This window comes from Halopseudomonas sabulinigri, assembly GCF_900105255.1.
GTDB classification, from domain to species: Bacteria; Pseudomonadota; Gammaproteobacteria; order Pseudomonadales; family Pseudomonadaceae; genus Halopseudomonas; species Halopseudomonas sabulinigri.
In genome coordinates, this window is record NZ_LT629763.1 from 853,418 (window position 1) to 876,089 (window position 22,672).

Consider the following 22,672-nt stretch of genomic DNA (forward strand, 5'->3'; position numbering starts at 1 on the left):
CCCGGCTCAGCGAATCCGGGTGATCCGCACGCCCTGCTCCGGCTGCGGCTCGCCAACACTCAAGCGCTGATCGCGAATACCACCCTCCTTGAGCGCCTGCACCAGTGCGGGGGCGTCAGCGCCATCGATGCTGACCCGCAGCAACGAATCGGTCCGCAGCATCCGCACCAGCAGCCTGACCCACTCTGCCGTGGGCGCCGCTTCAGGGTGCTGCAGATCGAGCGTGGGCAACAGCAGCTGACCCTCACGCTTGAGTACCTTGAGCAAGGTGGTGGGCGTTGGATACAGCGCCTGGGTGACTACCGGGCTGGGGCTGAACTGATCCATGTGCAGATAGCTGCGCTTATTGCCCCGGGTGATGGAATACAGCGCGATGAACTGTTGCGCCTCGCCATCCAGGCGCAGGGCAAGATAACGCTGGTCTTCCTCAGGGCCATAGAGCTGGGCGTTGCCAAACACCTGATTGGCCCACAGGCTACTGCTGCCGCACTCGCGACCCTCGCAGGCGTAGAGCAGCGTATGCGGCTGCTCGGTGAGCTGCTGCAAGGCATCGCGGAAGGCCTCGTCCGGCGCATAGCCGTCATTCAGTTGCCAGGTGGCGCGCAGCAGTTCGCCGCTGGCGCGCACCTCACGCTCCGCGCGCAGTTGATTGTTGATGCGACGAATGCTGCCGATGATGAATTGGTATTCGGCGCCCTTTACGCGATCTTGCTGGACCGTGCTGACTTGGGCAAAGGGGGTGATGCTGAGCGACTGTTCAAAGGCCTCGTCGGCCTGGCTGGCGGTACTCAGCAGCAAGGCGGCAACGGCCCATCCGATCGGGGTGGTACGGCGCAAAAACATGGCTTTCCTTGGGCAGCAAAGAGCTAACCCACAGCATACCCGGTTTGCCGCATTGCGGTCAGGCCGGGCTGACGTCCCTGGCCGGCAGTGCGGCATAAAAATCATTCAACAGCGCCGCAACAGCGGGCGCCTGCTCCTCCAGATGCAGGTGATGACCACCGTCCATTTTGTGTAACTGGATGTGCTTGAAGCGCTCGATGCGGTCGAGTACCTGCGGATGTTTATGCATCACACCCTGATTGGCCAGCACCAGCATGGTCGGTGCTTCGATAGCCTCAATGAAGGACACCGCGTGGTGATTGGTGAAGCGCAGCGCCGAGGGCAGCATCAATTGCGGGTCGGTGCGCCAGGTCCAGCCGCCGTGATCCGGCATCAGCCCGCGCTCGACCAGGCAGCTGACCGCATCGCGTGAAATCGGTGTAGTACCGCCCAGCACGCGCGCCGACACCGCCTTCTCTACGCTGTCGTACACCGGCTTACGCTTGTTGCCCACGGCCAGGCTGGACTTGAAAAAGCGCGCCATCTGCTTGGGTGCATCGTCGGCCTCTGAGGTAAAGGGCATCAGCCCGTCGATCATCGCGGCGCCGAGAATGCGCTCCGGCAGCGAGCCGGCCAACACGCCGCTGATGATCGCCCCCATGGAGTGGCCGAGCAGTGCAAAGCGGTCCCAGCCCAGCTCTTCTGCCACTTGCAGCACGATGGAGGCCTGCTGCCACAGACTGTAGCCGGCCATTGGCAGATGGTCCGACAAGCCGTGCCCGGCGAGATCCAGGGCAACCAGATGCACGCCTTGCAACGCCGGGGCCAAGCGGTCGAATGTAGCCGCGTTGTCGAGCCAGCCGTGCAACCCGATCACCGGTACGCCACCGGGTTCCCCCCAGACCTTACCGGCAACTTCAAGGGAGGGCAGAGAGAAACGCACTTCGCGGCTGGTTGTTGTCATCGGTTATCCGTTGGTCCTGAGCGTGATTTACTCCGCCAACTTAAAGACTCTGCCACACAGCAGCAATCAAGCTTGCAACCATGAATGCAGCAGCATAGATCAGGCCTTATTCCGCTTTCAGCGGCACCACGGCCATGGTCAAGCGAGCAATACAGGTCAGCGCACCGGCATCGTTACTGAGACGAATATCCCAAACATGGGTCGTGCGGCCCAGGTGCACGGGCTTGGCGATTGCAGTCACCCGCCCGCTTTTTACCGCTTTGAGGTGATTGGCGTTGACTTCCAGCCCCACGCAGTAGAAACGGCTGCTGTCGATACACAGATACGAGGCAATGCTACCCAGGGATTCCGCCAGCACAACCGAGGCGCCGCCATGCAGAATGCCGTAGGGCTGATGCGTGCGCTTGTCGACCGGCATGCTGGCGGTAATCCAGTCATCGCCATGATCTTCCAGGCGTACGTCCAGCAGCGTATTGATGTTGTCTGCCGGGGCGTTCATGGCGTCCAGATCGACCTTGCCAAACCAGATTGCACTCATGCGTTTTCCTTTGTGTCCTGTTGCCAAACAACGGTATTGCCCGAGACTAGCCACAGATGCACCTGGCCCTGATAGCTTGCCTCGACCACGTTGCGTTTGAGTTTGAGGTTGGGCGTACGGAAGCCGGTTTCGACATTCCATTCGTCACTGATCACCACCAGGCAACCCAATTGCTCGCTGCGCTGCAGCCTGGCGTTGACCTCCTGCAGCAAGGCATCAAGCTGCCGGTTCAACGCGTCTGGGGCACCCTCGGCCTCAGCGCACAAGCGTACCAGCGCCAGCGGTTGCGGCAGGTCGTGACCGACCACGCAGGCATCTTCGATCAACGGGCTATCGAGCAACAGCGCTTCTATCGGCACCGGCGTTACGTAGCGCCCCTTCGAGGTCTTGAAAATATCCTTGGCACGCCCGGTGAGGCGCAGAAAGCCTTCCTGGTCAATTTCGCCGAGGTCACCGGTATGCAAAAACCCGTCGTCGTCCAGCACTTCGGCGGTACGTACCGGGTCCTTGTAATAGCCCAGCATTGCGGCGCGGCTGCGCACCAGCACTTCGCCCTGTGCGGTTAAACGGCATTCAACGCCGGGATTCGGCAGACCGATGTATCCTGCCTTGATTTTCGCCGGTCGGCCTAGGTGCGAGTAGCCGCAGTTTTCCGTCATGCCATAGGCCTCGACGATCAACAGGCCGCGCTCGGCGAACCAACTACTCAAGCCAGGACTAAGCCGCGCCGCGCCGCAGACCGCGTAGCGCACCTGATCCAGGCCCAGGTCGGCCAGCACCTGACGTGCCTTGCGTTCTCTAAGCAACGGCAGGCGCAGCTGCAAGCGCGCCCAGGCTGAGCCGTGTCTACGCTCGGCGTATTGCTTGAAGTTTTCCCACACCCGCGGCGCAGCAAAGAACACAGTGGGTCTGGCGCGGCGCGCATCATCAAAAAAGGTGGCAACACTATTGACGAAATAGATCTGCTGACCAGACAGCAGCGAGGCAATCTCGACAAACTGCCGCTCGGCCACATGACTCAATGGCAGATAGGACAACAGCCGGTCCTGCGCGCTGATGTTGAATAGCCGCAAGCCATTGCTGGCGGCAAGGTACATGCTGCCAAAGCTGAGCATCACGCCCTTGGGTATGCCAGTGGTGCCTGAGGTGTATACCAGAGTGGCCAGCTGATCGGCCACTGGCAGGCTCAAGTCCTGCAGAGGCTCGTTGGTCTCCAGCAGCGCAGCCCAGGATTTGATGTCGGCATCGTCCGGCGCCAGCGGCAACCCGATCCAGGGCATATCCTGCGGTACGCCAGCGCGCATGTGCGACCAATCGTCGAGTTTGCCAATAAAGACGGCACAGGCGTCAGCGTGCTCAAGCACTTGCCTGATGGTATCGGCGGTCTGGTTGGGATACAGCGGAACAGATACATGACCGGCCATCCAGATAGCCAGGTCGGCGATTATCCAGTGCGCGCAGTTTTTCGATAACAGGCCAATCTGGCTGCCCGCCGGAAAGCCCAGCGATTGCAGGTAACTGGCCATGCGCCGCGCCTGATCACCCACCTGGCGCCAGCTCAGTTCAACCACCTGCCCATCGGGCATCGGCTGAATCAGATAGGTTCTGTCTGCCTGCAGGCTTTCCTGACGCAAAAATGCATCAAGAGCCGTTACCGGCGTTTTGGCCAAGGCGCCCATACTGTGCCCTCGTGCTGCTGGATATTATTATTGTTGGAATGATTGCGCTGATCGCGCGGTGCTCACCCGTTTGAGTGAACACTATCCCAAGCCACGGACCCACCACAAGGCCCTAACGCGCAGCTTGCGGACCAGGTCACCGGATAACTCGGTCAGTTGATGAACTGCCTGATTCGCACTGGCGTAACGCAGCGCCCGGCTCAGCCAGCCAAATCAGCAGGTACCCGCAGGGCGACCAGGGTACCCAGCCCGGCGGCCACGAAATCAAGGTCAATGCAGGCCAGTGCCGCCGTCGGCATGGGATAGTGTGAAGCGCGATTGCCCTCCACCAGCAGGCTGACCAACTGGCTGACCAAAGGTTGATGCGAGACCAGCAACAACTGCTGCTCGCTGCGCTCCGATAAAAAACGCAGCACCTCTCCCGGATCATCATCCGGCGTCAGCCAGGGTGCGGTTGCCACATCATGAGTAAAGCCGATGGCGCTGCGCATCACGGCGGCAGTCTGCTGCGCCCGGCGATAGGGGCTGGCGAGAATTGCATCCAGCGGCTGATTCGCCAGGAGCGCACTCATTGCCTGCACTTCGGCTTCGCCCGCTGGCGTCAGCGGGCGCTCTGCGTCACTGGCCGCCTGCGTCGCCGCCTGACCATGGCGCAGTATCCAGAGTCTCATGCCTTTGGCTCAGTTGGCTCGGCTGGCTTGGATACGTCAGCGGCTTGCGCAGCCGGCTGCGGCCACTCGATAAACGGCCAGGGCTTCTGCTCGCTGGCCATGGTGACGTAACGACCGATCTGGCAGGCGTAAACCGACAAGCCCTCACCCCAAACCACGGCATCCTGATTGGCGCTGCCGGTAAAGAGCCGCGCCAAAATCTGAATGACCACCAGCAGCGCCAGCAGAATTTCGACTACCTGCCAAGCGAGCATGAACAGAAAGGTGTACAGCAGGCGCAGCCAGAAATCGGCTGAGCACAGGGAAGTCTTCAATGCAGACATTGACTCATTACTCCTTGATCGGCGTGCAGCTCATGAACGCGGAAAATTCGACATCGTGTTTCTGTTCTGCCGACATCAACTTGCCGATCACCTGCCCCAGCGGCTGCTGCTCAAACACAATGGCGTGCAAACCGGCCACCAGCGGCATGTAAACGCCCTCCTCGTCGGCCTTCTGCTTGAGTGTCTTGAGCGTATTGACGCCCTCGGCAACTTGGCCCAAGCGCGCGACGCCCTCTTCCAGGGTTTCGCCTTTGCCCAGCGCATGGCCAACCCGAAAGTTGCGCGACTGCGGCGACATGCAGGTCACGATCAGATCACCAACCCCCGCCAGCCCCAGAAAGGTCAGCGGATTGGCCCCCATGTGCACGGCAAAGCGCGTCATTTCCGCCAATGCGCGGGTAATCAGCATGCTTTTGGTGTTTTCGCCCATACCGAGCGCGACCGCCATGCCGGAGATGATGGCGTAGACGTTCTTCAACGCGCCGCCCAGTTCGACACCATAGCGGTCCTGGCTGGCATAAACGCGCAAATTTTTACTGCCGAGCACGTCTTGTACAGCATTGCACAGCGCTTCGTCCTCGCTGGCAATCACCGTAGCAGTCAGCTCGCCAGCGGCCATTTCCTTCGCCAGATTGGGGCCGGACAGCACCGCCACCTTGGCTTGCGGGGCCTCCTGCTCGACGATCTGGCTCATCATCAGAAAGCCCGGCTGCTCTATCCCCTTGGTGGTGCTGACCACCTGCTTGCCGGCCAGACTTGGGCCAACCTCCTGCAGCACACTGCGAAAGGCGCCACTGGGGATGGCCAGAAACACCAGATCGGCCGCGGCAATGGTGGCTTCAATGTCGGTAGACACCTGCAGCCGAGCGTCTAGCTTGTAGCCCGGCAGATAGCGCGGATTTTCGTGCTGGGTGCGAATGTGGTCGGCCACATCCTGGTCACGCAACCAGAGAGTAACGTTCTGTCCCTCGCAAGCCATCAAATTGGCCAGCGTAGTACCGAAACTGCCTCCGCCTAATACGCAGACAGCCGCTTTGGAATCGGTCATGCAAGATCCTTAATCAGGTTTTCCCGGCCAAGTATAAGCTTGCCCGACGATAACAGCGATTGAGCAGTGGAAAAACCTGTTGCGACCGTTAATATGGAGGCCCAAGAAAAATAGCTACAAAGTGCCATCACATGTTTACCAATCGCATCACCGCCCTGGCGGGCTTCGCTGCTCTGAGCCTGCCACTTACCTTGCAGGCGACAACGGATCCGTTGCTTGATGACCTCGAATTGCCGACCGTCCTCAGTGCAACCCGCCTCAAGCAAGCACCGGCGGAAGTGCCCGGCAGCATGACAGTGCTGGATCGGCAGTTGATCCGCGCCAGCGGTGCGCGCGACATTCCCGAGATACTGCGCCTGGTGCCCGGCATGATGATCGGTTACCGGCGGGGTAATCAGATCAACGTCAACTACCACGGCACCAACGTCACCGAGGCCAGGCGCCTGCAGGTACTGGTCGACGGCCGCTCGGTGTATCGCCCCGGGTTCGCCACCGTGGATTGGGCGGAGATCCCCGTCGCCATCGAAGACATTGATCGCATTGAAGTGTTCCGTGGCCCCAACACGGCCGCCTACGGCGCCAATGCGCTGATGGGGGTGATCAATATCATTACCCGGCATCCGCGCGAGACTCTGGGCACCAGCCTCAAAGTCACCAAAGGTACGCGGGGCGTCAGTGACTGGGTGGCGCGTCAAGGCTTCAACACCGACAACAGCCAGACCAGGTTGACATTGTCGGGCATGCAGGATGACGGTTTTGATATTTACGAAGAGCCCGGCCAAGAGTATCGCGACGGCAAACGGCTGAACCGCGTCAACCTGAGCAGTGCTTTCCAGATCGATGCGAACAACACCCTTGAATGGCAATTGGCTGCCAGTGAAACCAGCCGACAGGGCTACTACGACTACAGCCCGTTTTTAGGATCAGGCGCAACACGGCTTGGGCAGTTCGACGACCTTATTGATGAATGGCAGCCCAACTCAGACATTCGCGGCAGCGATTACGCCGCTCAAGCGCTGTGGAAAACCGACCTGACACCTGATCACAGCTTGCAGGTATTAGCCTATGCCCAGCACACCGAACGTCTCAGTGAGTGGCGCGCGTGTGATAGCCCGCTGGCCTTCTCACCGACGTTAAAAGAGCTGTCAGATCTCAGTCCACTGGGCGCTCGCCGAGTCAGCCGCTACCTGACCCACAATTACGGCGTGACGCTGCGCGAGTACATGGAACGATTCATGTACGGCGAGTACTACGATTATCTCGGTGATCTGGGCGAGGCGATTCAACAGGAGCGCCTGCAGTATGTTGACAGCGAGCCCGCCTGCTTCGACATCAATCAGAACATACGCGAGAGCCGCTACCACCTCGAAGTACAGGACACCCTACGGTTGAACGAGCAACTGCGATTTGTCAGCGGCGCCAGTTACCGCCAGGATCGAGCAAAGTCAGAAACCTACTTCGGCGGTGCCATTGACAATGGCATCGTGCAAGTATTCGGCAATGCCGAGTATCGCCCACATCAGAACTGGCTGTTCCAACTGGGCGGCATGTATGAAGACTCCGAACTGGTGGGCGACGCCTTCTCGCCACGCCTCGCCATGCATTACTTTCTGGCCCCACTGCACAGCATTCGCTTCGTCTACTCAGAAGCCGTACGCACTCCTGACATGTACGAAAACAACGTGAACTGGACCTACCAGGTTAAGAACTTGTCTGGCCCCGTGAGCAGCCCGCAAACCTACTATGTAACGGCGGTGGGCCCAGGCAACCTGGGTCCTGAAAAAATGCGCTCGCGCGAGGTAGGTTACAACGGCACTTTCCATCAATATGGCCTGGCGCTTGACCTGCGCGTATTTCAGGAACGTATTACGGAGATGGACAGCGAGCCATTGAAGATCACTGACTTCTACCCCAACAACGAATCGTCCGCCGAGTTTGAGGGTGCAGAAGCGCAGATAGACTGGCGTGCCACCTACGCGGATCGCTTCCGGGTGACCTACGCCTACGTGGATTTTGAGGCCTCCAGCGAGCTGGACCAACGTCTGACTGCCCGCAACTCCGGCAGTGCCGCCTGGCTGCATTCATGGCCCGCCCAGATCGAGAGCAGCGTTATCTATTACGGTGCAGATCAACTGAACGAGCGCCGTTTCGAGCGTCTGGACCTGCGCCTGGCAAAGGACTTTGATATCGGCCAGGCCAGCCAGTTGAATCTGGCACTGGTAGTTCAGCATCGCCTGGACGATGAGGCGCTGACCTGGAGCGAGAACCTGTACGACAGCCGAAACCACTATTATTTGAGCGCTGAACTAAACTTTTGAGCCTGCCGATACCACTAACAGTTGATGGCCGCTGGTAATTCAAGGTTCTGACATGGAACGTCGCGTGATGATGGATAATGCACAGCAGGAATCTCTCGCAGCATGAGATTCCTCGGTAGTTTGCTGCTTTTGCTATGGCTGGCCCTGGTGCCGGGCTTGAGCGTTGCGCGCGAAATCCTGGTGGTCACCCCAAACACCAAGAGCCCGTTGATAACGGACTTCACTACGGCGTTGCACGCTGCGCTGCCGCAGGACACCATTCAGGTGTCAAACAGTGACGAACCAGCAACAACGGGCTTCGATGCCATCATCACCCTGGGTAGCGAAAGACTCAAATGGCGCCTCGCCTCGCCAGCGCAGACACCCAGCATTGCCACCTATGTAAATCGGGCCGCACTTCCAGAAGCCCCTCTCCCCAGCTACCAGCGCATTGTACTGGCCAACCCAAAGCCAGAACGGCAACTGCGCCTAGCCAGGCTGCTACTGCCCAGGGCACGCAAGGCTGGATTACTCTACAGCGAGCATCAGTCAGGCCTGAGGTTGGAGTGGGAAGAAGCACTCGCCAACACCCCGCTAACAGGCGAATCGATTACCGTCACTGCGTCTAAAAATCTGATTCGCGCATTACAGCAACTTTTGGGTGATACCGACGTACTGATGGGCACCGACGACCCTGCCATATACAACGCGGACAATTTGAAAACCATCCTGCTGACCAGCTACTCGCGCAGCAAGGTCCTGATCGGCCCCAGCGCGCCTTTTATAGAGGCGGGCAGCCTCAGTACTACTTACAGCAGTCCGCAGGATATGGCGCGCAGTGTCGCCCGATTGCTCGAGATTGAGGCGCCTGGCGGCGGCCTCTCCTACCCCGCCTACTTCTCTGTACTCAGCAATGCCCAGGTAGCGCGCTCGCTGGGCCTGCCTGTCCCTGATGACGCAAAGCTTGGCCGCGAGTTGGCCGAGCTGGAGCAAACACCATGAGTTTTCTGCAACACGGCACCATATTCAGCCGGCTGATCCTCATTGCCACCTTGCCCGTACTGCTCATGGGGGTCGTGGGCTTTACCTTCCTGACCAGCGAACGCTTGGATGACGTCAACCGTGAACTGCAGCTGACCGGTCAGTTGATTGCCGACCAGTTGGCACCGGCGGCGGAATACGGCGTGATCAGCGGCAACCTGCGCACGCTGGAAAGTCTGGTCCAGGGCGCCCTGAACATGCCGCATGTGCGCTACGTACAGGTCTTCGACAACGCCGGCCTGCCCCTGCTGATGCTCAGCAAGGACGACATTGAGACCGGTCCGGGATTACAGGTGTTCGTCGCCGACATCATGCGCCAGCGGATTCCGCTACAAAACGAGCTTTTCCTGCTTGATGCGCCGGCCGCCGCAGATGACGAGGGTGAGCTGCGGTATCTGGGGCAGGTACACGTCGGCCTGAGCAACGAGGCCTTCGTTGAGCGGCAGCGCGTCATCCTGATGAAAACCCTGGGGCTGGCAACCCTGGTGCTGGTCGCCACGCTGTTTCTGGCCATACGCCTGGCCCGCGCACTGGCCAACCCCATGGCACGCATGGGCATCGCAGTACACAAGTTGCAGGAAGGCCAGTTGAGTACCCGGCTGGAGGTCGACGATCAACATGAGATCGGCCAGTTGATGAGCAATATCAACAGCCTCGCCGCCACCCTTGAGCGCTCCAGCCAGCAGCAGCAGCAGGCGATGCAACAGTTGGTCAGCGCGCGCGAGGAGGCCGAGGCCGCCAACCGCGCCAAATCCGAGTTCCTGGCCATGATGAGCCACGAACTGCGCACCCCCATGAACGGCGTGCTCGGTATGCTGCAGCTGCTGGAGACCACCGAGTTGAGCAGCGAACAGAGCGAGTATGTGCATATCGCCGGCGAGTCCACCGACCACCTGCTCAAGGTGATCAACGACATTCTCGACTTCTCGCGCATTGAACGTGGAGCCCTGGAGCTGGAAAAAATCCCCTTCAACCTGCCGCAGCTGATCAGCTCGTCGGTGAATGTGTTTGAACACACCGCTCGGCAAAAGGGCCTGCAGTTGATAACGCGCCTGCACGGTGACCGGCAATGGTCCGAGGTATTGGGCGACCCCACGCGGATTCGTCAGATTCTGGTCAACCTAATCGGCAATGCGCTCAAGTTCACTGAAGAGGGTAACGTCACCGTGGTTGCCAACTGGCACCTCTCCGGCAGCGACCGTCTGTGGTTCGAATGCGAGGTCTCCGACACCGGCATCGGTATAGCCCCGGAGCGCCTGGAAAGCATGTTCGATGCATTCCAGCAGGCCGATTCCAGCACCTCACGCCGCTTCGGCGGCACCGGGCTGGGGTTATCAATCGCGCGCACCTTTGTGCAGAAAATGGGCGGTGAGCTGATTGCCCGCAGCACCGAAGGCCAGGGCTCACGCTTCACCTTCACCATTCCGCTTGAGATCGGGGATAACCAGCGTCCGCAGCAGGATGAAGCGCAACCCATACAGGGCCGCCGCAATGACAAGCCGCTGCTGTTGGTCGAGGACAACCCGGTCAATCAGATGGTAATTGAAGGCATGCTGCACAGCTTCGGCATGACCGTCGAGATCGCGGGCACTGGAGAACAGGCACTGCAACTGCTGGCCCACCAGCCGGACCGTTATGCCGTCATTCTGATGGACATACATCTGCCCGATACCGACGGCCTGGCCGTCTGCCGCCGTTACCACGAGCTATGCAGCGCGCAACTACGCGCTCCTATCCCGTGTATCGCGCTGACGGCCAGCGCTTTCGACATGGACCGGCGGCACAGCGAAGAAGCGGGCATGCAGGATTTTCTCAGCAAACCCATCAGCCGCCAGGCGTTACTCAAGGCATTGAACCGCTGGATGCAAACCGCAGATCATTGATCAGGTTGATCCAGTACCATTCTGCTTTGCGGCAACGACGGTAGACGCTGGATTCAGCTGCCCAATATCGCGACACTAGGGCTCGTTTTTTTCAGCCCCGGTCACATCCGCCACTGCAGCGCAGTGGGCACGGTGATGCGGGGCCTGTCCCGGTCCAGTTATGCGAGCGTAAAACAATGCCAACTATCACCCTGGAAACCCCTTACAGCACCCTTCCCGAGCTGATCGCCCAGCACGCCCGCGAGCGTGGCGACCACCCTGCCCTGATGCAGGAGAGCGAGAGCCTTAATTACCGCGAGCTGGACGCGCAGGCCGACCAAGTCGCTGCTGCCCTGCAACGTGACGGGGTAAAACCGGGTGAAGCCGTTGCCGTGTGTGCCGCCAACTCGATCAACTATTCGGTGCTCTTTGTCGGCGCGTTGCGTGCCGGTGCGGTGGTTGCTCCACTGGCGCCCTCATCCACACCGGAAAGCCTGCTTGGCATGCTGGCCGACTCGGCCGCCAAACTGTTCTTCGTCGACGCCGCCGTGCGTGATGCCATCAGCGGCGTGCGCGAGCGCATCAGCGCCCCGCTATACAGCCTGGACGACAGCACCGGCGAGCCGGGTTTCAGCAGCTGGCTGGCCAAGGGCACGCCGGCAGCCGTCACCCTCGCGCCGGAGCACGTGTTCAACATCATCTATTCATCGGGCACCACCGGCGAGCCCAAGGGTATCGTGCAGTCGCACGGCATGCGTTGGGCACACATCCAGCGAGCGCTGGTGTTCAGCTATGGGCCAGACAGTCGCACACTGATCTCCACCCCGCTGTACTCCAACACCACCCTGGTGTCCTTCCTGCCCACGCTGGGTCTCGGTGGCACCGTGGTATTGATGGCGAAGTTTGACGCCGCGCGCTATCTGGCCCTGGCCGAGCAGCACAAGGTAACTCACACCATGCTGGTGCCGGTGCAGTATCAGCGCATCATGGCGCGCGAGGATTTCGACAGCTACGACCTCTCCAGCTTCATCATGAAGTTCAGCACCAGCGCGCCCTTCCACGCCGCGCTCAAGGCGGACATTCTGCAGCGCTGGCCGGGTGGCCTGGTCGAGTTCTACGGTATGACGGAAGGCGGCGGATCCTGCATTCTGCCGGCCCACTTGCATCCGACCAAACTGGGTACTGTGGGCATGCCCTCAGAGGGGCACGATATGCGCGTAATTGATGAAGATGGCGTGGAACTGCCCCGGGGTGAGATCGGCGAAGTGGTAGGCAACTCTCCTGCCATGATGACCGGCTACCTCAACAAGCCGGAAAAAACCGCCGAAGCCGAATGGTATGACAGTACCGGCAAGCGCTTTATCCGCACCGGCGACGTGGGCCGTTTTGACGAAGAAGGCTTTCTGACCCTGATGGATCGCAAGAAAGACATGATCATCAGCGGTGGCTTCAATATCTATCCCAGTGACCTAGAAGCCGAGCTGCGCCAGCACAGCGACCTGCAGGACGTCACCGTCGTCGGCGTCGCCTCCACCAGTTGGGGCGAAACCCCGGTCGGCTATGTGGTAGCCAAGCCCGGTGTTCAGGTCAGCGCCGAGGCGGTGCAGGCGTGGTTCAACGAGCGTGTGGGCAAGACCCAGCGGCTGAACCGCGTAATCATCACCGACGAGCTGCCACGCAGCGCCATTGGCAAGGTGTTGAAGCGCGAGCTGCGCGATCAGTTCCAGGCCGAGTTCGGTGTCCTTGCCTGATTGGTACCCGCCACATCCTGCCTGCGCGGTATTGACGCGCCACCCCGAGGACACAGAACCTTTGTCCTCGGGGGCCATCGCGGGTATCCTCAACGCCTCGTTGCACAGTTAAGAGCGACAGTTGTGACTTTATCGTCAGGCGAGCAGTCTGACCTTACGCTGGCCCGATAGCGCCAGGAAGCATCTGAAAACGCTGCAACATGAGAGCAAAAGAACAAGAGTCCTGATTGAAATTTCTTTTATTTCATACAAATAAAGCAATTTCTTAACACAGGATCTACTACTGTTGGCTTCTCACAGCGCGCTTTTTCAGATGTTGCCTGAAAATCAGGTCAAGCCGAATTAACAGCGCCCCACTATTCAGGGGAAGAGCAGGAGCCTCTATGACACAACAAAATGCGTATTCCCGGGAAGAGCTGCTCAAATGCAGCCGTGGCGAAATGTTTGGCCCCGGTAACGCACAACTCCCCGCCCCCAACATGCTGATGATGGATCGCATCGTGCACATCAGCCAGACCGGCGGCAAATACGGCAAGGGCGAGATTGTCGCCGAGCTGGATATCACTCCTGATCTCTGGTTCTTTGCCTGTCATTTTGAAGGCGACCCCGTCATGCCGGGTTGTCTGGGCCTCGACGCCATGTGGCAGCTGGTTGGCTTTCACCTTGGCTGGCTGGGCTACGAAGGCCGTGGCCGCGCGCTGGGCTCCGGCGAGGTCAAGTTCTTTGGCCAGGTACTACCCACCGCCAAGAAAGTCACTTACACGATTCACATCAAACGTACCATCAACCGCGCCCTGACCCTCGGTATTGCCGACGGCAGCATGGCTGTTGATGGCCGCGAGATCTACAGCGCCGAAGGTCTGCGCGTAGGTCTGTTTACTTCTACCGACAGCTTCTGAGGATCATCACTATGCGTCGCGTCGTGATTACCGGCATGGGCATTGTTTCCTGCCTTGGCCAAGATCTGGAAAGCGTGGCCGCCAGCCTCAAGGCCGGCAAGCCAGGCATTCGCTTCAACCCCTCGTACGCAGAAATGGGCCTGCGCAGCCACGTTTCCGGCTCCGTCGATATTGACCTTGAAGCCGCGATCGACCGCAAGGTCAAGCGCTTCATGGGCGATGCCGCAGCCTATGCCTACCTGTCCATGCAACAGGCTATCGCTGACGCCGGCCTGAGCGACGAGCAGGTCAGCAACGTGCGCACCGGCCTGGTGGCCGGCAGCGGCGGCGCCTCCACGTTGAACCAGATGGAAGCCATCGACATTCTGCGCGAGAAAGGCGTCAAGAAGATCGGGCCATACCGTGTGCCCCGCACCATGGGCAGCACCGTGTCCGCCTGCCTGGCCACACCGTTCAAGATCAAGGGTGTGAACTACTCGATTTCTTCTGCCTGCGCCACCAGTGCCCATTGTATTGGTCACGCTGCAGAGCTGATTCAGCTGGGCAAACAGGACATCGTATTTGCCGGCGGCGGCGAAGAAGAGCACTGGTCTCAGACCATGCTGTTCGATGCCATGGGCGCTCTCTCCACCCAGTACAACGAGACTCCGGAAAAAGCTTCGCGCGCCTACGACAGCAAGCGTGACGGCTTTGTCATCGCTGGCGGCGGCGGCATGGTCGTGGTCGAAGAGCTGGAACACGCGTTGGCGCGTGGTGCCAAGATTTACGGTGAAGTGGTCGGTTACGGTGCTACCTCCGACGGTTACGACATGGTCGCCCCGAGTGGTGAAGGCGCAGTGCGCTGCATGCAGCAGGCGCTCGCGACCGTTGACGGTGCCATCGAGTATCTCAACACCCACGGTACTTCAACGCCGGTGGGCGATGTCGCCGAACTCAAGGCAATCCGTGAAGTGTTTGGCGACAAGGCGCCCAAGATCAGCTCCACCAAGAGCCTCTCGGGTCACTCGCTGGGCGCTGCCGGTGTGCAGGAGGCGATTTACTGCCTGCTGATGCTGCGGGACAACTTCCTGGTGGCCTCGGCCAACATTGAAGAGCTGGACGAAAACGCCGGCGATCTGCCAATTCTGCGTGAACGCCTGGACCAGGCGGTTGATCTGGTGATGTCCAACAGCTTCGGCTTTGGCGGCACCAACGCCACACTGATCATGAAGCGCTGGAACGCTGCCTGATTTCAGGCAGTAATAAAAAACGCCGCATCTGCGGCGTTTTTTATTACCTGCGCACGACCGATCAGGATGACCAGCTGGGCTGCGGCGCATTCGCTGAAGCACGCCGCGCCAACAGCGCCATGATGACCGTCACCAGGCCACAGCTGGCCATCACCAAAGCCATGGGCACATTGCTGCCATCGTGCAGCCAACCCACAGCGGCGGAGGTCGGACCGGCAATCGCGAATTGCATGGTCCCCATCAACGCCGAGGCCACTCCGGCCTGATGCCCATGACCGGCCAGCGCACAGGCCGAGGCGTTGGGAATCACCAGCGAAATCACCGCTACGCTGCAAAACAGCGGCGGCAGGAACAACCAGATGCTGGGCGAATGCGACAAGGCTACCAGCAGCAGCGAGGCCGTCGCGGCGAGATAAACCGCCGTAGTGCCCTTGAGCAGATTCAGTGGCGTGTGCCGGCGCAACAGGCGGCTATTGAACTGGGCAAAAAGAATAAATCCCGCCGCGTTGGTGCCGAACAGCCAGGCGTAATGATCCACGCTCAGACCGTACAGCTCGATGAAGATATAGGGCGAGCCGGCGATGTAGGCAAACATCCCGGCCATCGCCACGCCGCCGGTCAGTGAGTGGAACATGAACACCGGCTCGCGCAGCAAACCAAGGTAGCGCCCCAGCGCGCTGCTCAGCTTTGATGCGGGCACATTATCTGGCAAGGTCTCCGGCAGGAAGAAGTAGACCGCCAGTGCAAAGAGCGCAGAGAAGGCGGTCAGAAACCAGAATATCGAGGGCCAACCCGCCACCTTGAGCATAGCCCCGCCCAGCAGGGGCGCGAGGATCGGCGCTACCCCCATGATCAGCATCAGCTGAGAGAAGGCCTTGGCAGCATCAATCGGAGCACACAGGTCGCGCACCACCGCGCGGGTGACCACCATGCCCGCGCAACCACCCAGCGCCTGGACAAAACGCGCTGTCAGCAGCCACTCGAGCGTAGGTGCCATGGCGCAGGCGAAGGACGCCAGACAGAACAGCAAGACGCCGACCAGCAAGGGCTTGCGGCGGCCAAACCGGTCCGCCAGCGGGCCATACAGCAACTGACCACTGGCCAGACCGAGGAAGTAGACAGACAGACTCAGTTGCACCTGCTCAGCGTCCGCGCTCAGCGCTGCGCCAATGGCCGGGAACGCCGGCAGATACATATCAATGGCCAACGGGCCGAAGGCGCTCAGCGCGCCAAGAATGAGCAAAATATAGAAAGGCATTCAGGTATCCATCAGAGCCGCACGCCACGCCTGGTGACACAGCAGCTATCTGGTGCGTAGCACCAGTGAAAAGAAAGGAACGAGATCAGCTTAGATATCGATTGCGCATGATGCCAGAAAACCCCTGCACTGCGGGGGAACAGATTGTTGCCACAATGAGTCTGAAAGCCATATAGCGCCGCGGCCGCCCATAGCCAGCAGCCGAACTTCAACTCAATTCTGCCCAGGAGTTTGCATGAGCGAGCCTACGCACAGCAGCAACAATCCCGAACTGAATGACGAAGCACTGGCCTTTGCCGAAAAGGTCTTCGATCTCGCACGCAACGGCGATGCCGAAGCCCTGGCACCCTTGCTCGACGCCGGCCTGCCGGTCGACATTCTGACCAGTAACGGCGACAGCCTGTTGATGCTGGCCAGTTATCACGGCCATGAAGCAGCCAGCCGCCTGCTGCTGGAGCGCGGCGCCGATCCGGAGCTGGCGAATGGGCGTGCGCAAACACCGCTGGCCGGCGTCGTCTTCAAGGGCGATGCGCAATTGGTAAAGCTACTGCTGGAGCACGGCGCGGCGGTGGACGGCCGGCCCGACGGCGGCAAGACCCCGCTGATGTATGCAGCCATGTTTGATCGCACCGACATGCTCGATCTGCTGCTGGCCGCCGGCGCCAACCCGAGAGCTCAGGACGACGCGCAACGCACTGCACTGGATTACGCCAACGCCATGGGTGCCAGCGCAGCTGTTGCCTATCTCACCGCGCGGCTTGAGCACGCCTGATACAGCGGCCGCGGCTCAACCCTCGAGTAAAGCGCCACCCAGTTTGAACGCGGTGGCGGCAACCTCTTCCACCGGCTTGCGGTAACCCGTCGCCATCCAGTGCAGGGCAATGTGAATCACCCCGCCCATGATCCCGGCGTGCAACAGTTCATCGACCGGCTCACCCTCGTGCCCGGGCTTTACCAACAGGCGGGCCATATCGTTATTGGCCGCGTGTAGCGCCTTGTCGATTGCGCGATCAACCGCCGGGCTGATGCCGCGAATCTCGATCAGCAGCAAGCGTGCGATCAGCGGGTGATCCTTCAGTGACTGAAAATAGGCCCGCAACATCGCCATGCTGCGGTCAACTGGGTTAGGACCGGCCGCCTCCGCTACCGCGGCATTGTTCTCGCGCAGCTGCTCTGCGGCTTGCTCATAGCAGGCGATCAGCAGTTCATCACTGTGCGAGAACGACTCATAGAAATAGCGTTGGGTCAGACCAGCGGCATCACACACTTGCTTGACGCCCGAGTGGCGATAGCCATTACGGCCATAAACCTCTATGGCCGCATCTATCAATTGCTGACGGCGCAGCGCTTTGCGCTCTTCGACTGCAGAGCCGCGATAACGTCGTTTGGCAGTAGTTGGAGTATTCATGCGATAAATTCTGACAATAGTGATTGCCAAATCATATATGACAATCTAGATTGTCACCACAACCTATCGCACGGATATGACCACGGATACCACCATGAGTACAGTACAACAACAATTTGCCCCTGCTCCGCTGGACGTCTTGATCATTGGCGCAGGTTTGTCCGGCATTGGCGCCGCCCACGCGCTGACCGATCAATGCCCGGACAAGCGCTACCTGATCCTGGAGCGCCGTGCAGCCATAGGCGGGACCTGGGACCTGTTTCGCTATCCCGGTATTCGCTCCGATTCCGACATGTACACCCTGAGCTTCAGTCACAAGCCCTGGACGCACCGCAAAGCGATTGCCGATGGCGCCGACATCAAGCGTTATATCGAAGACATCGCCGAGGAGTCCGGCATTACCCATAACATTCGCTTTCAGCGCAAGGTCATCAGCGCCAGTTGGTCCACCGAGGCTGCGCTCTGGACCATCACCGCGCTTGCCACAGACCCATCAGGCAACGAACAGGAAGAAGTTTATCAAGCGCGCCTGCTGTCGATCTGTGCCGGCTATTACAGCTACGATGAAGGATACCGCCCCGAGTTTCCCGAGGAGCAGGTGTTCAAGGGTCAGATCATTCACCCGCAATTTTGGCCAACCGACCTCGACTACAGCGGCAAGCGCGTCGTGGTGATCGGTAGTGGCGCCACCGCCGTCACCCTGGTTCCGGCAATGGCGAAAACCGCAGCACATGTCACCATGTTGCAGCGCTCCCCCAGCTATGTGGTTGCCCGTCCATTGAGCGACCGTACCGCGCAGTCGTTGCAGAAATGGCTACCAATGCCCACCGCGCACCGGCTGACCCGTTGGAAGAACGTATTGATTGGCTCTTTCTATCATCGGCTCGCACTGAAAAAGCCCGATTTTTTCAAGATGCGACTGATCCAGATGGCCAAAGCCCAGGTGGGTTCTGAGGTCGATGTAAAACACTTCATCCCCTCCTACAAGCCTTGGGACCAGCGCATCTGCGCAGTGCCGGACGGCGATCTGTTCCACGATCTGCGCGCTGGCCGCGCCTCGGTAGTAACCGACACCATCGAGTCCTTTACCGAGAACGGCATTCGCCTGTCATCCGGTGAAGAGCTCGAAGCAGACATCATCGTCACTGCCACCGGATTGAGGTTGAATGCCATGGGCGACGTGCAGGTGAGCGTGGACGGCGAAACCGTCGCTGTCGCGGAGCGCATGTCCTACAAGGGCATGATGCTCAGCGATATTCCCAACCTGATTCTGACCTTTGGCTATACCAATGCATCCTGGACGTTGAAGGCCGAGCTGACCTCAAACTACACCTGCCGGCTGCTGCGCCATATGGACAGCCAGGGTTACCGCATTGCTGTCGCTCGGCGCGACCCAGCAGTACAGAACATGCCGTTCCTCAACTTCACCTCCGGCTACGTTCAGCGGGGCGCGCATGTTTTACCAAAACAGGGCGACCGCAAACCCTGGCAGGTCTACCAGAGCTACCTGGCAGACAAGCTCACCATTCAATACGGCCGCGTTGATGACGGCATAATGCAATTCAAATAAGAAGGATAAGCAACGATGCAAGTTAACAACTGTGTTGCCGTACTGACTGGTGCCGGCAGCGGCATAGGCCGGTGCCTTGCCCTGGCACTGGCCAAGCAGCATTGCCACCTTGCCCTGGCAGACCTGAATGCCGAGGCCCTGGCAGAGACCGCCGCCCAGGCCCGCGCGTTTGGCATCAAGGCCAGTGAACATCCGCTTGATGTCGCCGATAGAGCAGCCGTAGCTGCCCTGCCGGCAGCGGTGATGGCAGAACATGGCAAGGTAGACCTGCTGATAAACAACGCCGGCGTCGCGCTGGGCGGTACCTTCGCGCAAACCTCGGAGGAAAACTTCGACTGGCTGATGCGTATCAACTTCGACGGCGTGGTCAGCATGTGCCGCGCCTTTTTGCCATTGCTCAGCGAGCGCCCGGTGGCGCGAATCGTCAACGTATCCAGCCTGTTCGGCCTGATCACCCCGGCGCAGAACACCGCGTATTGCGCGAGCAAATTTGCCGTGCGCGGCTTTTCCAACTCGCTCAGGCTGGAACTTGAAGGCAGCAATGTCGGCATGACTGTTGTGCACCCCGGCGGCGTTGCCACCGCCATCGCTACCAGTGCTCGCGGTCCTGCCGAGGCGACCGAAGCGCAACGGCAAGAGAAGCTCGCGCAGGCCAAAAAGCTGCTGCGCATGCCACCGCCCAAGGCGGCGGATATCATCCTGCGCGGCATCGAGCGCGACAAGCCCCGGGTTATCGTCGGCAACGATGCGCTGATTCTTTCCTGGCTTGAACGCTTGCTGCCGGTCAACTACTGGCGCCTGCTGCCAGGTATTGCCACCCGCAACAATTGACACTGAAGCCAGCACAAGGAATTCATCGTGAGTTATCTGTTCAATGCAATCATCATTGTTGTTCTGCTGGTCATGCTCGGCTTGTTTGTTTTCACCTGGCTTATCAGCAAACGAGTGGAAGCCGGCATGCCGCCTGAGGGCAACTTCATCACTATCCAGGGTACCCGCGTACATTACCTGGAGCAGGGCCAGGGCCCGGCGATGGTGATGATTCACGGGCTGAGTGGCGTAGCACAGAATTTCGGCTACCAGGTGCTCGGCGATCTGGCCAAGACCCATCGGGTAATCGCCATCGACAGGCCGGGTAGCGGTTACTCGGTCAGGCACCCGCGCTCAGCGGCAACGCTCAACGTACAGGCCGATATCGTCGCCGGCCTGATAGACGCTTTGGGTCTCGACAAGCCGCTGCTGGTCGGTCACTCACTGGGCGGCGCCGTATCACTGGCAACCGCATTGCGCTATCCAGGCAAGGTCTCGGGTCTGGCGCTGATTGCCCCCTTGACGCACAAACCGAAAGAAACCTCCAAAGCTTTCGCCGCGCTGAATATCCCCTATCTGTGGCTGCGCAAGCTGGTGGGCTGGACCGTGGCGATACCGCTGTCGATCCGTAATCGTGACAAGGTCACCGAGCTGGTATTCGGGCCAGAAGCCGTACCCAAGGATTTCCCGACCCGCGGCGGTGGCTTTCTGGGCATGCGTCCCAGCCAATTCGTCGCTGCCTCATCCGACGCCTATGCGCTGAACGCCGCCCTGCCGGCCATGCAGCAATGCTATGGCGCGATTGCCCTGCCAGTCGGCGTGCTATATGGCCGCCAGGACCGCATTCTCGATCCGCAGGAACAGGGCCAGGCACTGGCCGACGCCCTCCCCGGCACGGAACTTGAGCTGGTTGATGGCGGTCACATGCTTCCTATAACCCAGCCCGATCTCACCAGCGAATTCATTCGCCGGCAGTCCCTGCGCTCGGCTGTGGCTGAGTAAACACAACAGCGCTGCCCAGGTTGCTAAAAAGGCGCAGCGCTGATTTCAAATCCCGCTGAATGTTCAATTTATACACACACCCATTGCGTATTTTGTGAGGTTTTCGGCGAAATAGCGCCAATTTAACCTGCAAACTGAACCTTTACGGTCATAAGCCTGTCATCTATGTGTACATTTTGCACAAGCCACAGTGAGAGGATTATCTTATGAAACCATGGAAACTTGCCGCGCTGGGTGCCGTCGCCATGCTGGCCGTTGTGGGTTGCTCGAATGACCACATCATTCGCACCGAAGACGGGGAAATGATTCAGAGTAACGAGAAGCCGGAAATCGATGAAGACACCGGCATGATCGAGTACGAAGATGAGCAGGGTTACGACAACCAGGTTAAACAGTCCGATGTGAAAGAAATCATCGAGCGCTGATAACCGAGGTTGTGAACCGAAACGCCGGCCCCGAGCCGGCGTTTTTATGTGCGCCCTCCCCGCCGATCTGCCCGGCATAAATCTGTAAGGCGCCGCCCGCTCTATACACGCCCGACGATAGCCCTGTCACAAAAATGCAGTCTCGCTGCCTTGCTTGCGGCGTTTCATCAAATTGCGTCTATTCTCTGTAAGGCAATAAAAAAAGCAGGAAAGCTAAATTCCGTATAGGAGCGTCACCATGAAACACGCAATGCTCGTCGCTTTCGCCCTGTTCGCCGCCATCTCTCTGACGGCCTGCTCCAGTGAGTACATCATCAGTACCACTAGCGGCCAGATGATTCCCACCGATGGCAAGCCCAAACTGAATAACGAGACCGGCATGGTCGAATACAAGGACGCAGAAGGCCGCAAAGCGACCATCATGCAGTCGGACGTCAAATCGGTTATCGAACGCTAGCCAGAGCACAGTGGTGGTGAGCCGCAATGGCTCATCACCGCACTCCGGCTCTCCCTCTTCGACCTCTTCGCGCCCTCATCTACCTTTTCCTGCTATCTGAACTACGCTTGCTGTCGAAAACTCATTTGCTCACTCGACGTAAATGTGACGCCGGGCAATAACGCCCGCCACCGCGTCCTATGAGGAACTCGCCATGCAGCTGACGCCCTACCTGTCCTTCGACGGCAATTGCGCCGACGCCTTCGCCTTCTACCATGCCTGTTTGGGTGGCGAACTGGAGGCCATGCCCTACGCCGGCTCACCCATGGCCGATGAGATGCCCGCCGTGATGCAAGACCGCATCATGCACGTGTCATTGAGCAATGGAACGTTTTTCCTGATGGGCTGCGACGTACCGCCGTCGGTCTATCAAGCGCCACAAGGCATGCAGGTTGCCCTGCAATGTGACGATCTGGAAGAAGCGCAGCGCCGCTTCGACAGCCTGTCGGCCGACGGCCAGATCAGCATGCCCTTGCAGGCGACTTTCTGGTCCACAGGCTTTGCCATGTTCACCGACCGCTTCGGCATCCAGTGGATGATCAACTGCACCTGCGCGCTCGATACCCAGGCTTGAGGAGA

At 59.6% G+C, this 22,672-nt stretch carries 22 protein-coding genes; 13 read left to right on the forward strand and 9 right to left on the reverse strand.

The window, feature by feature from the left end:
• Nucleotides 1-6 precede the first annotated feature (6 nt).
• The 7 genes from BLU26_RS03740 to BLU26_RS03770 all read right to left on the reverse strand — a co-directional run bounded on the left by BLU26_RS03740 (nucleotide 7) and on the right by BLU26_RS03770 (nucleotide 6,045).
• The gene (locus BLU26_RS03740) at nucleotides 7-843 is read right to left on the reverse strand and encodes a DUF4892 domain-containing protein (RefSeq protein ID WP_157719293.1); all 837 of its coding nucleotides are present in this window, start codon (nucleotides 841-843) and stop codon (nucleotides 7-9) included.
• Between the two features lie 58 nt (nucleotides 844-901).
• Nucleotides 902-1,786, reverse strand: coding sequence for an alpha/beta fold hydrolase (locus BLU26_RS03745; RefSeq protein ID WP_092283986.1), 885 nt, complete (start codon nucleotides 1,784-1,786; stop codon nucleotides 902-904).
• 106 nt (nucleotides 1,787-1,892) lie between these two features.
• Complete coding sequence (locus BLU26_RS03750) at nucleotides 1,893-2,324, reverse strand: hotdog fold thioesterase (protein ID WP_092283988.1); 432 nt, start codon at nucleotides 2,322-2,324, stop codon at nucleotides 1,893-1,895.
• Nucleotides 2,321-4,003, reverse strand: a complete 1,683-nt coding sequence (locus BLU26_RS03755; protein ID WP_092283990.1) for an AMP-binding protein — start codon at nucleotides 4,001-4,003, stop codon at nucleotides 2,321-2,323. The genes BLU26_RS03750 and BLU26_RS03755 overlap by 4 nt, the downstream gene beginning before the upstream one ends.
• Nucleotides 4,004-4,203: 200 nt before the next feature.
• A complete protein-coding gene (sixA, locus tag BLU26_RS03760; protein ID WP_092283992.1) occupies nucleotides 4,204-4,674 on the reverse strand; it encodes a phosphohistidine phosphatase SixA in 471 nt (156 codons plus the stop codon).
• Complete coding sequence (locus tag BLU26_RS03765; RefSeq protein ID WP_092283994.1) at nucleotides 4,671-4,997, reverse strand: DUF4389 domain-containing protein; 327 nt, start codon at nucleotides 4,995-4,997, stop codon at nucleotides 4,671-4,673. Before BLU26_RS03765 ends, sixA begins: the two co-directional genes overlap by 4 nt.
• Before the next feature lie 7 nt (nucleotides 4,998-5,004).
• The gene (locus BLU26_RS03770) at nucleotides 5,005-6,045 is read right to left on the reverse strand and encodes an NAD(P)H-dependent glycerol-3-phosphate dehydrogenase (RefSeq protein WP_092283996.1); all 1,041 of its coding nucleotides are present in this window, start codon (nucleotides 6,043-6,045) and stop codon (nucleotides 5,005-5,007) included.
• Nucleotides 6,046-6,176: 131 nt separating this feature from the next.
• On the opposite strand from BLU26_RS03770, the gene BLU26_RS03775 reads away from it, so the two are divergent.
• The 6 genes from BLU26_RS03775 to fabB all read left to right on the forward strand — a co-directional run bounded on the left by BLU26_RS03775 (nucleotide 6,177) and on the right by fabB (nucleotide 15,124).
• Nucleotides 6,177-8,363: a TonB-dependent receptor plug domain-containing protein gene (locus BLU26_RS03775; protein WP_092283998.1), complete on the forward strand. Its 2,187-nt coding sequence runs from the start codon at nucleotides 6,177-6,179 to the stop codon at nucleotides 8,361-8,363.
• Nucleotides 8,364-8,465: 102 nt separating this feature from the next.
• Entirely contained in the window at nucleotides 8,466-9,344 is an 879-nt protein-coding gene (locus tag BLU26_RS03780) for a hypothetical protein (protein ID WP_092284000.1), read from the forward strand.
• Nucleotides 9,341-11,266 (forward strand): ATP-binding protein, encoded by a 1,926-nt coding sequence (locus BLU26_RS03785; RefSeq protein ID WP_092284002.1) that lies wholly within the window; start codon nucleotides 9,341-9,343, stop codon nucleotides 11,264-11,266. The genes BLU26_RS03780 and BLU26_RS03785 overlap by 4 nt, the downstream gene beginning before the upstream one ends.
• A gap of 176 nt (nucleotides 11,267-11,442) precedes the next feature.
• Nucleotides 11,443-12,996, forward strand: coding sequence for a class I adenylate-forming enzyme family protein (locus BLU26_RS03790; RefSeq protein WP_092284004.1), 1,554 nt, complete (start codon nucleotides 11,443-11,445; stop codon nucleotides 12,994-12,996).
• Nucleotides 12,997-13,379: 383 nt separating this feature from the next.
• Entirely contained in the window at nucleotides 13,380-13,895 is a 516-nt protein-coding gene (gene fabA, locus BLU26_RS03795) for a 3-hydroxyacyl-[acyl-carrier-protein] dehydratase FabA (RefSeq protein ID WP_092284006.1), read from the forward strand.
• An 11-nt stretch (nucleotides 13,896-13,906) separates the two neighbouring features.
• Entirely contained in the window at nucleotides 13,907-15,124 is a 1,218-nt protein-coding gene (gene fabB / locus BLU26_RS03800; RefSeq protein WP_092284008.1) for a beta-ketoacyl-ACP synthase I, read from the forward strand.
• A gap of 61 nt (nucleotides 15,125-15,185) precedes the next feature.
• Here the strand turns inward: fabB and BLU26_RS03805 are convergent, their stop codons facing one another.
• On the reverse strand, nucleotides 15,186-16,382 hold the full coding sequence (locus BLU26_RS03805) for a multidrug effflux MFS transporter (RefSeq protein WP_092284010.1): 1,197 nt from the start codon (nucleotides 16,380-16,382) through the stop codon (nucleotides 15,186-15,188).
• Between the two features lie 235 nt (nucleotides 16,383-16,617).
• Between BLU26_RS03805 and BLU26_RS03810 the strand changes: the two genes are divergently transcribed.
• Entirely contained in the window at nucleotides 16,618-17,154 is a 537-nt protein-coding gene (locus BLU26_RS03810; RefSeq protein WP_092284012.1) for an ankyrin repeat domain-containing protein, read from the forward strand.
• A gap of 15 nt (nucleotides 17,155-17,169) precedes the next feature.
• Here the strand turns inward: BLU26_RS03810 and BLU26_RS03815 are convergent, their stop codons facing one another.
• Nucleotides 17,170-17,790: a TetR/AcrR family transcriptional regulator gene (locus tag BLU26_RS03815; RefSeq protein ID WP_092284014.1), complete on the reverse strand. Its 621-nt coding sequence runs from the start codon at nucleotides 17,788-17,790 to the stop codon at nucleotides 17,170-17,172.
• 94 nt (nucleotides 17,791-17,884) lie between these two features.
• Here BLU26_RS03815 and BLU26_RS03820 point away from each other — a divergent pair, with 94 nt between their 5' ends.
• The 6 genes from BLU26_RS03820 to BLU26_RS03845 all read left to right on the forward strand — a co-directional run bounded on the left by BLU26_RS03820 (nucleotide 17,885) and on the right by BLU26_RS03845 (nucleotide 22,667).
• Nucleotides 17,885-19,360 (forward strand): flavin-containing monooxygenase, encoded by a 1,476-nt coding sequence (locus tag BLU26_RS03820; RefSeq protein WP_092284016.1) that lies wholly within the window; start codon nucleotides 17,885-17,887, stop codon nucleotides 19,358-19,360.
• Nucleotides 19,361-19,375: 15 nt separating this feature from the next.
• Nucleotides 19,376-20,191 (forward strand): SDR family NAD(P)-dependent oxidoreductase, encoded by an 816-nt coding sequence (locus BLU26_RS03825; protein ID WP_092284018.1) that lies wholly within the window; start codon nucleotides 19,376-19,378, stop codon nucleotides 20,189-20,191.
• A gap of 27 nt (nucleotides 20,192-20,218) precedes the next feature.
• Nucleotides 20,219-21,172, forward strand: a complete 954-nt coding sequence (locus tag BLU26_RS03830; protein WP_197674529.1) for an alpha/beta fold hydrolase — start codon at nucleotides 20,219-20,221, stop codon at nucleotides 21,170-21,172.
• Nucleotides 21,173-21,378: 206 nt separating this feature from the next.
• A complete protein-coding gene (locus BLU26_RS03835; protein ID WP_092284020.1) occupies nucleotides 21,379-21,597 on the forward strand; it encodes a YgdI/YgdR family lipoprotein in 219 nt (72 codons plus the stop codon).
• Between the two features lie 238 nt (nucleotides 21,598-21,835).
• Nucleotides 21,836-22,054 (forward strand): YgdI/YgdR family lipoprotein, encoded by a 219-nt coding sequence (locus BLU26_RS03840; RefSeq protein WP_092284022.1) that lies wholly within the window; start codon nucleotides 21,836-21,838, stop codon nucleotides 22,052-22,054.
• A gap of 193 nt (nucleotides 22,055-22,247) precedes the next feature.
• Entirely contained in the window at nucleotides 22,248-22,667 is a 420-nt protein-coding gene (locus BLU26_RS03845; protein ID WP_092284024.1) for a VOC family protein, read from the forward strand.
• Nucleotides 22,668-22,672 lie beyond the last annotated feature (5 nt).

What these genes read in the sequence shown, in the direction of transcription:
- BLU26_RS03755 (WP_092283990.1), bottom strand. Translation starts at nt 4,003, where the DNA reads ATGGGCGCCTTGGCCAAAACGCCGGTAACGGCTCTTGATGCATTTTTG.
- BLU26_RS03745 (WP_092283986.1), bottom strand. Translation starts at nt 1,786, where the DNA reads ATGACAACAACCAGCCGCGAAGTGCGTTTCTCTCTGCCCTCCCTTGAA.
- BLU26_RS03740 (WP_157719293.1), bottom strand. Translation starts at nt 843, where the DNA reads ATGTTTTTGCGCCGTACCACCCCGATCGGATGGGCCGTTGCCGCCTTG.
- sixA (WP_092283992.1), bottom strand. Translation starts at nt 4,674, where the DNA reads ATGAGACTCTGGATACTGCGCCATGGTCAGGCGGCGACGCAGGCGGCC.
- BLU26_RS03780 (WP_092284000.1), top strand. Translation starts at nt 8,466, where the DNA reads ATGAGATTCCTCGGTAGTTTGCTGCTTTTGCTATGGCTGGCCCTGGTG.
- BLU26_RS03790 (WP_092284004.1), top strand. Translation starts at nt 11,443, where the DNA reads ATGCCAACTATCACCCTGGAAACCCCTTACAGCACCCTTCCCGAGCTG.
- BLU26_RS03815 (WP_092284014.1), bottom strand. Translation starts at nt 17,790, where the DNA reads ATGAATACTCCAACTACTGCCAAACGACGTTATCGCGGCTCTGCAGTC.
- BLU26_RS03770 (WP_092283996.1), bottom strand. Translation starts at nt 6,045, where the DNA reads ATGACCGATTCCAAAGCGGCTGTCTGCGTATTAGGCGGAGGCAGTTTC.
- BLU26_RS03820 (WP_092284016.1), top strand. Translation starts at nt 17,885, where the DNA reads ATGAGTACAGTACAACAACAATTTGCCCCTGCTCCGCTGGACGTCTTG.
- BLU26_RS03785 (WP_092284002.1), top strand. Translation starts at nt 9,341, where the DNA reads ATGAGTTTTCTGCAACACGGCACCATATTCAGCCGGCTGATCCTCATT.
- fabA (WP_092284006.1), top strand. Translation starts at nt 13,380, where the DNA reads ATGACACAACAAAATGCGTATTCCCGGGAAGAGCTGCTCAAATGCAGC.
- BLU26_RS03805 (WP_092284010.1), bottom strand. Translation starts at nt 16,382, where the DNA reads ATGCCTTTCTATATTTTGCTCATTCTTGGCGCGCTGAGCGCCTTCGGC.
- BLU26_RS03835 (WP_092284020.1), top strand. Translation starts at nt 21,379, where the DNA reads ATGAAACCATGGAAACTTGCCGCGCTGGGTGCCGTCGCCATGCTGGCC.
- fabB (WP_092284008.1), top strand. Translation starts at nt 13,907, where the DNA reads ATGCGTCGCGTCGTGATTACCGGCATGGGCATTGTTTCCTGCCTTGGC.
- BLU26_RS03845 (WP_092284024.1), top strand. Translation starts at nt 22,248, where the DNA reads ATGCAGCTGACGCCCTACCTGTCCTTCGACGGCAATTGCGCCGACGCC.
- BLU26_RS03810 (WP_092284012.1), top strand. Translation starts at nt 16,618, where the DNA reads ATGAGCGAGCCTACGCACAGCAGCAACAATCCCGAACTGAATGACGAA.
- BLU26_RS03775 (WP_092283998.1), top strand. Translation starts at nt 6,177, where the DNA reads ATGTTTACCAATCGCATCACCGCCCTGGCGGGCTTCGCTGCTCTGAGC.
- BLU26_RS03750 (WP_092283988.1), bottom strand. Translation starts at nt 2,324, where the DNA reads ATGAGTGCAATCTGGTTTGGCAAGGTCGATCTGGACGCCATGAACGCC.
- BLU26_RS03765 (WP_092283994.1), bottom strand. Translation starts at nt 4,997, where the DNA reads ATGTCTGCATTGAAGACTTCCCTGTGCTCAGCCGATTTCTGGCTGCGC.
- BLU26_RS03825 (WP_092284018.1), top strand. Translation starts at nt 19,376, where the DNA reads ATGCAAGTTAACAACTGTGTTGCCGTACTGACTGGTGCCGGCAGCGGC.
- BLU26_RS03840 (WP_092284022.1), top strand. Translation starts at nt 21,836, where the DNA reads ATGAAACACGCAATGCTCGTCGCTTTCGCCCTGTTCGCCGCCATCTCT.